Here is an 8,678-nt window from a genome sequence, read left to right on the forward strand (position 1 = left end):
GGCACATGCCGCCTGCCACCACCCTCGGGACGACCCATCGCTGGCCTGTGTCCCTGGAACACGGGGACCTCGTGCTGCGCCCGTTCCGCCGCTGGGACCAGGAGGAGTGGACGTCACTGCGGGCCCGCAACCGGGACTGGCTCCGCCGCTGGGACGCCACCAATCCCGAGCCGGCCACCGCTCTGAAGAGCTATGCCGAGATGGTCAAGGTCCTCAACCGCTCCGGCAAGGCCGGGACGGCGCTGCCGTGGCTGATCTGCGTGCGGACGTCCGCCGCCGGACCGCCGGTGGTCGCCGGACAGTTGAGCGTGTCCTCGATCGTGCGCGGTTCGGCGCTCTCGGCCTCGCTGGGCTATTGGATCGACCAGGCCCGGGCCGGGCAGGGGCTCGTACCGACCGCCGTGGCACTGGCCACGGACTACTGCTTCACCACGCTCGGGCTGCACCGGATGGAGATCAACATCCGGCCGGAGAACGTCCCCAGCCGGCGCGTGGTGGAGAAGCTCGGCTTCCGGCACGAGGGGATGCGCCGGGACTTCCTGCACATCGACGGGGCGTGGCGGGACCATGACGCCTATGCCCTGACCGCTCCCGAGGTCCCGGAAGGGCTGCTCGGCCGATGGGAAGGGCGCTGAGGAGCTCGAATCTGCGGCGACACGGCAGTCATATCGTGGCGAATCACACCGGTGTAGTTCGCGGCCGGTACCGTTTGAGGGGTGGATGCAGGCACAGGTAGTCTTGAGGAGTCGCTCAGCCTTGCACTGGGCTTCCTTCCGGACATTCACCTGCACGGATCACTGGTGCTGTGTGCACTGGTGGTGGCGTGGTTGATAGCCATCTACCGGAGGGCGAACAAGGAGCCCCAGCCCAGGAGCCACCGGAGGAAGACCATGAAGCGCACCGCCCCGTCCATGCCTCGGAAGAATGCCCGTCCCGTGGACGCCGCGAAGGACTCCGCCGCCGGCTTCCGGGTCAAGTGGGACCGGACCATCATCGCCGCCGTGGCCGTGCTGGCGACCCTCACCTTCCTCGGGACCGGCATCGCGGCCGCGTTCGGCGCGGGGACCCTGCTGGTGTCCGGCATCGCCGCGGCCGTCGCCGTGGCCGGCCTGGCCACCCTGCGTGCCCTGGCCCTCCAGGACCGCAAGCGGCGCAAGGACCGTCGGATCGAGAGCGCCTTCGATGACGCCATGAACCCCGTCCTGCCGAACACCGCGCCGGCCGCGCCCACCACCGGACCGACCCGCGTGTTCGATGCGGCCGCCGGTTCCACCTCCGGGCGTGGTGTGGGGACGGCGCCCGCGGAGAAGCCGGCCACCGCGCCGACCACCGGGCGGGACGCCACCGAGCAGGTGTCCCGTGAGGCAGCGGCAGACGAGGGTGCCTCGTCCCTGCCGTCCGTCCCCCGCCCCACCTACCTGGACGCCGAGGAAGCCCACCGGCTGGTGCCGGCTCCGATGGCCAAGCCCGAGTCCCCGCAGGCCAGCCCCGGCGTCAAGCTGAAGTCCGGCGTCTCCGCGGAGTACCGCGCCCAGGTCGAGGCCACCGCCAACCGCACCCTGGACCTGGACAAGGTCCTGGAACGCCGCCGGGCCGTCTGAGACCCGGACCGGTACCGATGCGCAAGGGCGCGCACCGGGACGAGGCGGAGCATCGGCAGGTGCAGTACCTGTCCTCGGCAGCTGTCCGAGGCCGCCTCGGCGAGGTCCTTGACGGACAGGGCTATCACCTCGAAAGCGCTGAACTCGTCGATCTCCAGCACCGTCCCGGTGCCGGGGCCACCGGCGTCTTCCGCGTCCGCGTTGCCGGGAACCAGCCCGAAGAGCTCTTCGTCGCCCTGACCGCGGAAGCCGTGCCGGATGACGCCGTCCTGGCGGCAGGCGAGGATTCCGACGCCACCTGGTCGGCCTGGTTCCATCCGCACGACCCGTTGCTCACCGGCCTGGCGCTGGCGTCCGACCCGACGTCGGTGGCCGCGCTCTGGGGCCGCGGCGGGACCCTGGTGGACCTGCAGACCGTCAGCTACCGCCCGCTGCGGCGAGCCGTCCTGCGCGCGGTGGTGACGGGCGTCCCCGGGGCCGCCGGCGCCCCTGACCCCTCCGCCACCGTCGAGACCCCAGGGGCGTCCGGGAGCCGCACCCTCTTTCTCAAGGTCATGCGCGCCGGCCTCGCCACCCGGCTCCACCACCGCCACACACTGCTGGCGGCGGCCGGGGTGCCGGTACCCGTGGTCCTCGGCCCCCCGGTCGCCGACGTGCTGGCCTTCGAGCAGGGCGAGGGCGAGGTCCTGGCCAACGCGATCATGGCGAACGGGGCACGGCAGGTGGAACCGGCCGACGTCGTGGGGATCCTGGACCGGATGCCGGCCGAACTCGTGGAGTTGACGCGGCGCGAAGCCTGGTCTGACCGCACGCCCGACTACGGGCACGCCGCCGCCACCGCCCTGCCGGACCAGGCCCGGCGGATCCGGTCTCTCGTGGACCACCTGCAGCGGCAGCTGACCGTCACGGACCGGGGACCGGTGGTGCCCACCCACGGGGACTTCTACGAGGCCAACCTGTTGGTGAGGCAGAACCGCATCAGCTGCGTGCTGGACGTCGACGGGGCAGGTCCGGGCCACCGGGTGGACGACCTGGCCTGCTTCCTCGGGCACCTCGCCGTGCTGCCGGCCGTCGACCGCCGGTACGTCCACGTGGACGAGGCCCTGCGGCGCTTCCACGGCCACTTCGCGACCGGAGTCGACCCGGCGGCGCTGGCGTGCCGGTCCGCCGCGGTGGCGCTGTCCCTGGTGGCCGGCGCTCGGGACTCTGGCCGGCGGGACTGGCAGGGATCGGCCCGGCAACGGCTGGACATCGCCGAATCGCTCCTGGACCTCTAGCCCGGCGGACGTCACAGGATTCCGAAAATCCACGACATCAGGGCGCCAGGACTCCAGGGCCCCGAGGTCCTCCGATCCCGGGATCTGCCTCAGTCACCGGCGGGCTGGTAGTCCTTCTCGTCCACCAGGCGGTAGCCGACCCCGCGCACGGTGGTGAACCGGGTGACGCCGAGCTTGTTGCGCAGGTAGCGCACGTAGACGTCGACCACGTTGGAGCCCGGATCGAAGTCGTAGCCCCACACCCGGGACAGCAGCTGCTCGCGGCTCAGGGCCTGGCCTGGATGGCGCAGGAAGGTCTCGGCCAGGGAGAACTCGCGGGCGGACAGATCCACCTCCACGCCGCCGATGGCCGCCACATGCCGGATCGGATCCAGCTCCAGGTCGGCATGGCGCAGCACCGGGTCCGCCGGGGCGGACGACGAGGTGCCCTCGCGGCGCAGTCTCAGCCGCACGCGGGCCACCAGCTCGGCGAAGCGGAACGGCTTGGGCATGTAGTCGTCCGCCCCGGAGGTCAGCCCCGTGACGGTGTCCTCGCCGGAGGCGCGCGCCGTCAGGATGATGACCGGCAGGCCCGGGTCCTGGGCCCGGATCTTCTCCAGCACCGTGAAGCCGTCGATGTCCGGCAGGCCGAGGTCGAGGATGACGAGCTCGAAGCCGCCGGTCAGGGCCAGGACGAGCCCTTCGCGCCCGGTGGCGGCCACGGTGGTGGCCAGCCCCTCGGCCCTGAGGCCCTTGGCCACGAACGAACTGATGCGCGGCTCGTCTTCGATCATCAGGATTTGGCTCATGCCGCACCGTCCTCGGGGTGGGTAGCTGTGCTCACTGGAGAACCTACCTGCCCGGCGTGGCCGCCGTCCGCTCCACCACGCTCGGTGACGTCCGGAAGGCCGTCCGCCGGGCCGTCCAGCGGCAGGTCGATGTAGAAGGTGGATCCGATGCCGGGCGCCGACTGGACGTCCACGCTGCCGCCGTGGGCCTGGACGATGGCCGTCACGATATTGAGGCCCAGCCCGGATCCCTCGGCACGGGTGCTGTTGGAGCCCCGTCCGAATCGTTCGAAGATGCCCTCCCGGTCCTCGGGACGGATGCCGATGCCCTGGTCCCGCACCCACAGACGCAGGGAGCCGGACAGCGCCTGCGAGCCGAGGGAGACCTTCGAGCCCTCCTCCGAGTACTTCACGGCATTGGACGCCAGCTGCAGCCAGGCCTGGGTGATGCGCTGGGCATCCAGGGACACGGTCACATCGGCCGCATGGTCCAGGGTCCAGATCCGGGGTCCCAGCGGGGAGGCCTTGCCCAGCACATCGCGAGTGAGGGTCCCGACGTCGGTCGGTGCGGTACTGACGAAGTCCGGCCGGCCCGACTTCGCCAGGGTGACGAGATCGTCCACGAGCAGCCGCATCCGGTCCAGCTCGTCGAGGGCGATCTCCCGGACCTCGCGGACATCGGCCGCGTCCTCGGCATCCTGCAACTCCAGATGTCCCTGGACGATGGTGATGGGGGTGCGCAACTCGTGCCCGACGTCGTCCAGCAATTGCCGCTGGGAGGAGAACGCGCCCTGGAGGCGGTCCAGCATCTCGTTGAAGGTCTCGGCCAGCTCGGCCACGTCGTCCTGACCGGACACCGGGACGCGGCGTCGCAGATCCGTGCCCGAGATCTCCGCCGCCGTGGACTGCAGGATACGCAGGGGGTGGAGCAGCCGGCCCACGAGGAGCCACCCGGCTACGCCGACCACGATCATGACGCCGAAGCCGACGAGGCCGTAGGTCAGGAAGGTGCTGTCCACATCGCCGAGCTCCGCCGAGAAATCGTAGGCGAGGAGCATCAGGGACGGTGCCGAGTCATTGTCGAAGTGGATCGGCACGGCCACGGCCCGGTACGTGGTCTGGGCGGTGGTGATCGTCTGGATGGCCACGCCCTCCGCACCGGATTGGTCCGCGGCCCACTGCACGAGTTCCGGGTCCGACTCGAGGCGGAGCTCCACGGCGGAGGACGCCGTCCAGCTGATCTCCCCGTTCTGGAATCCCAGCATGCCCTCGTGCTCGGCCGGCAGGGTGCGCTGCATGGCTGTGAACACCAGCTGGTCGGAGGCGGAGAACGGGTCGCCGCTCGCGGGATCGATGCCCTCCTGCGCGAGGATGCGGAACTCCTGGACCGACCGCGTCAGGGAGTCGTCGACCTGGCGGGCCATGCCACTGCGCTGCAAGGCGTACGCCGTCGCCCCGGAGAGCAGCAGGGCCACAGCGGTGAGGAAGACGAGGAGGGCGACCACCCGGGTGCGCACGGGCAGGGCACTCCAATTGGTGACCAGGGCCCGGAGGGTCCGCCAACGGCCGCGGGGGGGCGGGGATTGCTCCCGGGCCGGCGACGTTGGGTGCGTTCCCGGGGGAATGGTCATCCCCACGCCCGAGGAATGCGGTGTCGATCAGTCGTCATCATCGTCATCCTCCCAGTCGTCATCGTCGTCATCATCATCCCAGTCGTCGTCATCGTCAGACGTGGGCTGCTGAGGTGCGGGGTTCGGCACCGGCTGGGGGGCCGGCACGGCGGGACGCGAGCCGGAACCGGCGTCACCCGAACCAGAGCCACCGGATCCGGATCCGCTGGACCCAGTACCGCCCTGGGCCGGTGCGGTGGTCGACGGACCGGGCTTGGAGGAGATCTGGACCCGAGAGGACGGGGGCTCGGCGGCAGCTCCGGTCGCGGGTGCGGACGAACTGCCGGACGACGGCGAAGCCGGCGACGAGGAGGCAGAAGTGGAGGGGGAGGCCGTGCTGGGCGGCGTGGAGGCGACGCCGGCCGAGGACGGAGCGTTGCGTTCACTCGCGGACGGGGCATCACTCACGGCGATCATCGCGCCGAGGTCGACTGGCCTCGGTTGAGCGGAGACCACGGCGATGCCCAGGGCTGCCATGACGGCGACCACCATCATGATGACGGTGGCCTTGAGTCCCTTCCCGGCGTTCTTCATGCTCCCTATGATCGCGCGCGAACATGAGGTCCAGATGAGAAACCGACCCGACCGCAGAAGAAACCCCGGAAAGTGCGGGAGGACGGAACTGCGGCTGAGGTGACGCAGTGTCCACTTCGGTGCCCACCTCGGTGTCCAGGCCTCAGCCGGCCGTGCCCGTCTGGCCGGACTAGTCGTCGTCCGGATCCTCCGTGCTGGCGGCGGCATCGGCCTCGAGGCGGGCCTGGGTGGCGCCGTCCTCGTCCCCGGACAGGTCCAGGGACTGGGCCAGCCCGAGCCAGGCGGCCATCCTCAGGTACCGGGCGGTGTCCTCCTGCTCGGTGATCATCCGGAAGAGGGAGGCCGCCTCCTCGGCACGTTCCTGCTCCAGCAGCACGTAGGCGGCGAACAGCTCGGCGTTGGAGGAGGCCATGGCATCCTCTGAGGCGGCGAACAGGTCGGCTGCCGTGAGGGCGGAGGACACGGCGGCCGCGCCCTTGCGCAGGGCCCACAGACCGCGGGCCCGGGTGTCCGTGAAATCGGCCTCATACCAGGAGGCGGAGGAGTCCTGGGCCAGGGCGATGGCCTCGTCCAGCAAGGCCACCCCTCGTTCCTCGCCCAGCTCGCACAGGACGTGCCCGAGGGCATGCAGGGCCTGGGGAAGCACCGCAGGATCGTTGTCCTCGGTGCCCTCGTCCTGGCGCGCCAGTTCGACGGCACGGGAGAACCGCTCGGCGGCCTTCTCCGGTTTCTCCTGCCGGTTCAGCAGGGCGCCGGAGGCGAGGTACATGCGGGCCGCCTCATCGGTGGCCCCAGCCTCCTCGAACAGGGTGGAGGCCCGGCCCCAGTGTTCCAGGGCCTCTGCGGGCCGGTTCTGGTGACGGGCAGCATGGCCCAGGTCCACCAACGCACGGGCCAGGCCGGGCAGCCGCCGGGCGGCCTCCTCGCGGCGCACCAGGCCGGCCAGCACGCGTTCGGCGAGGGCATGCTCCTCGGCCTCCAGCAACTGGTGCCCCAAGGCGAGCGTCAGATCCGAGGCCTCCGGGACCTCCCCCTGCTCGGCCTGGGCCACGGCCACCTTCCAGGCGAGGATGGAGGCCTGCTGATCACCGGCGTCGTCCGCCATGCCGGCCAGCAGGGCTGCGGCTGAGGCGGCACCCTTGCGCACTCCTGCGGCGGCGTGCAGTTCCACCGAACGCAGCGCATCGAGGATGGCTGTGGCGGAGTCTCCCCGCTCATGGGCGACGACTGCTTTGAGCATCCACATGGCGGCCCGCACGGCGCGGTTGGCCTGACCCGCGAGGACCTCGTTAGCGATCTCGGCAGAGCTCTCCGGCTCGTGGCCCATCAGGTGGACGTGGGCCAGGAACATCCGCGTGGACGCCAAGGACTCAGGGGGCACCGGTACGGCGGCGGCCACCCGGGCGTCGAGGATCTCGAGGCACTCCTCCAGCAGGTCGACGGCGGGATCGAACCGGCCGTCCTCGACGTGCCGGACCGCGAGCGCCACCAGCACGTCCGGCAGCACGGTGTCCACGGACTGGGCCGACCGGGTCCGCTCGTCCTCGAGCACGCCCTCCAGCACGGTGGCCTCGAACGATTCGGGCTCGCGGAGCAACATGGTGCCGAGCTCCGTCTCCATCCTCGCCTGGTGTGGATAGCCGGCCTCCGCCAGGACCCGGGCGCGATCAGCGATGTGGCGGGTGGCGGCAGCGTGGTCGCCGGTCAGCGCGGCCACCGAGGCCAAGGCCCGGTACAGGCTGGCGCGGTTGACCGGGTCGTGGCCGCCGGGAGCCGTCAGGCCGGTCTCGGCGGCACGGGAGGCACGGGCCAGGTCCTCGGCGTAGGCAGCCTCGTAGGAGACGTCCAGCCAGCCGCGGGCCGTGTCCGGCTCGCCCTGGGGCCCTCCCGTCAGCGAACGGCGGGCCAGGACCGCGTTCAGGCGGGCCGTGAGGTCCTCCGGCAGCTCCGGCGTCGGCTCAGCGCCGTCGTGCTCGGTCATCCCAGCCCTTCGTGATCCCATGTCGTTCCCGTGTGCTCTGCAACCCATCCAGTATTCCAGACCCGCCCGTCCTCAACATCTAGACTGGTGAGCATGGATTTCGACAGCCGGGTCGGCGCTTACGGCGTCGTCATCCGTGACAGTGCACTGCTCCTGAGCCTCTGGGAAGGGCCCACCGAGAACATCTGGACGCTGCCCGGGGGCCAGGTGGAGTTGGGGGAGCAGCCCGACGAGGCCTGCGTGCGAGAGATCCTGGAGGAGACCGGCTACCGGGCCGAGCTGGGCGGCTTGCTGGGCGTCACCAGCCGCACCATCGAGGGCGGCCGCCGCATCTCCCGTCCCGGACGGCCCCTGTTGACGGTCCAGGTCCTGTACCGCGCCGCTGTCGTCTCCGGCGAACTCCGCCCGGAGGCGGACGGATCCTCCATCGACGCCGCCTGGATCCCGCTCGAGGAACTGCACCGTCACCGCACCTCGCCGACGGTCCACCGAGCCCTCGAGCTCGCCGGGGTCAGCCGTTGAGGGCCACAAAGGCCGGCGGCCTGATCGCGGCCACCGCACTGGCGGCCGGCGTCCTGGCCGGCTGCACGCCCACCCCGGGCCATGACGACCCGACGGCCGAGGGCACCCCCGCGGCCACGGCATCCCCGACCCAGACGCCCGTCTCCATCATCACGGGCTCCCGTCCGGAGGAACAGCTGTTGGCCATGGTGCTGGCGCGCCACCTCGAGAACAAGGGCATCCCCGCCGCCGTGGGGGAGCCGTCCGCTGAACCGTGGGGCGCGGCCGGGGAACACCAGGTCGCCGTGGTGGACTCGCTCGCCATGGCCTCACACCTCGTCCCGGAC

General features: G+C 71.2%; 8 protein-coding genes and 1 pseudogene. 5 read left to right on the forward strand and 4 right to left on the reverse strand.

Annotated elements, in window-relative coordinates; translation table 11 throughout:
* The first annotated feature begins 5 nt into the window (after nt 1-5).
* From RUH65_RS07480 to RUH65_RS07490, 3 genes are all read left to right on the forward strand, one after another.
* Nucleotides 6-635 (forward strand): GNAT family protein, encoded by a 630-nt coding sequence (locus RUH65_RS07480; RefSeq protein WP_313816704.1) that lies wholly within the window; start codon nt 6-8, stop codon nt 633-635.
* Nucleotides 636-890: 255 nt separating this feature from the next.
* Nucleotides 891-1,601: a hypothetical protein gene (locus RUH65_RS07485; RefSeq protein ID WP_313816705.1), complete on the forward strand. Its 711-nt coding sequence runs from the start codon at nt 891-893 to the stop codon at nt 1,599-1,601.
* Nucleotides 1,602-1,618: 17 nt separating this feature from the next.
* The gene (locus RUH65_RS07490; protein WP_313816706.1) at nt 1,619-2,878 is read left to right on the forward strand and encodes a phosphotransferase; all 1,260 of its coding nucleotides are present in this window, start codon (nt 1,619-1,621) and stop codon (nt 2,876-2,878) included.
* A gap of 89 nt (nt 2,879-2,967) precedes the next feature.
* Here RUH65_RS07490 and RUH65_RS07495 read toward each other — a convergent pair whose 3' ends face one another.
* The 4 genes from RUH65_RS07495 to RUH65_RS07510 all read right to left on the reverse strand — a co-directional run bounded on the left by RUH65_RS07495 (nt 2,968) and on the right by RUH65_RS07510 (nt 7,830).
* Entirely contained in the window at nt 2,968-3,666 is a 699-nt protein-coding gene (locus RUH65_RS07495; protein ID WP_313816707.1) for a response regulator transcription factor, read from the reverse strand.
* Complete coding sequence (locus RUH65_RS07500) at nt 3,663-5,276, reverse strand: HAMP domain-containing sensor histidine kinase (protein WP_313816708.1); 1,614 nt, start codon at nt 5,274-5,276, stop codon at nt 3,663-3,665. The genes RUH65_RS07495 and RUH65_RS07500 overlap by 4 nt, the downstream gene beginning before the upstream one ends.
* Nucleotides 5,277-5,303: 27 nt before the next feature.
* Entirely contained in the window at nt 5,304-5,849 is a 546-nt protein-coding gene (locus RUH65_RS07505) for a hypothetical protein (protein WP_313816709.1), read from the reverse strand.
* Nucleotides 5,850-6,018: 169 nt separating this feature from the next.
* Complete coding sequence (locus RUH65_RS07510; protein ID WP_313816711.1) at nt 6,019-7,830, reverse strand: tetratricopeptide repeat protein; 1,812 nt, start codon at nt 7,828-7,830, stop codon at nt 6,019-6,021.
* A gap of 93 nt (nt 7,831-7,923) precedes the next feature.
* On the opposite strand from RUH65_RS07510, the gene RUH65_RS07515 reads away from it, so the two are divergent.
* Nucleotides 7,924-8,352: an NUDIX domain-containing protein gene (locus RUH65_RS07515; RefSeq protein ID WP_313816713.1), complete on the forward strand. Its 429-nt coding sequence runs from the start codon at nt 7,924-7,926 to the stop codon at nt 8,350-8,352.
* Nucleotides 8,349-8,678 (forward strand): annotated as a pseudogene (locus RUH65_RS07520) (hypothetical protein); the annotation flags it as partial. The gene RUH65_RS07515 and the pseudogene RUH65_RS07520, both read left to right, overlap by 4 nt.

This window comes from Citricoccus sp., from assembly GCF_032154715.1.
GTDB lineage: Bacteria > Actinomycetota > Actinomycetes > Actinomycetales > Micrococcaceae > Citricoccus.

Excerpts from the sequence above, each read along its gene's own strand:
- RUH65_RS07480 (WP_313816704.1), top strand. The coding sequence starts at position 6 with ATGCCGCCTGCCACCACCCTCGGGACGACCCATCGCTGGCCTGTGTCC.
- RUH65_RS07485 (WP_313816705.1), top strand. The coding sequence starts at position 891 with ATGAAGCGCACCGCCCCGTCCATGCCTCGGAAGAATGCCCGTCCCGTG.
- RUH65_RS07490 (WP_313816706.1), top strand. The coding sequence starts at position 1,619 with ATGCGCAAGGGCGCGCACCGGGACGAGGCGGAGCATCGGCAGGTGCAG.
- RUH65_RS07495 (WP_313816707.1), bottom strand. The coding sequence starts at position 3,666 with ATGAGCCAAATCCTGATGATCGAAGACGAGCCGCGCATCAGTTCGTTC.
- RUH65_RS07500 (WP_313816708.1), bottom strand. The coding sequence starts at position 5,276 with ATGACCATTCCCCCGGGAACGCACCCAACGTCGCCGGCCCGGGAGCAA.
- RUH65_RS07505 (WP_313816709.1), bottom strand. The coding sequence starts at position 5,849 with ATGAAGAACGCCGGGAAGGGACTCAAGGCCACCGTCATCATGATGGTG.
- RUH65_RS07510 (WP_313816711.1), bottom strand. The coding sequence starts at position 7,830 with ATGACCGAGCACGACGGCGCTGAGCCGACGCCGGAGCTGCCGGAGGAC.
- RUH65_RS07515 (WP_313816713.1), top strand. The coding sequence starts at position 7,924 with ATGGATTTCGACAGCCGGGTCGGCGCTTACGGCGTCGTCATCCGTGAC.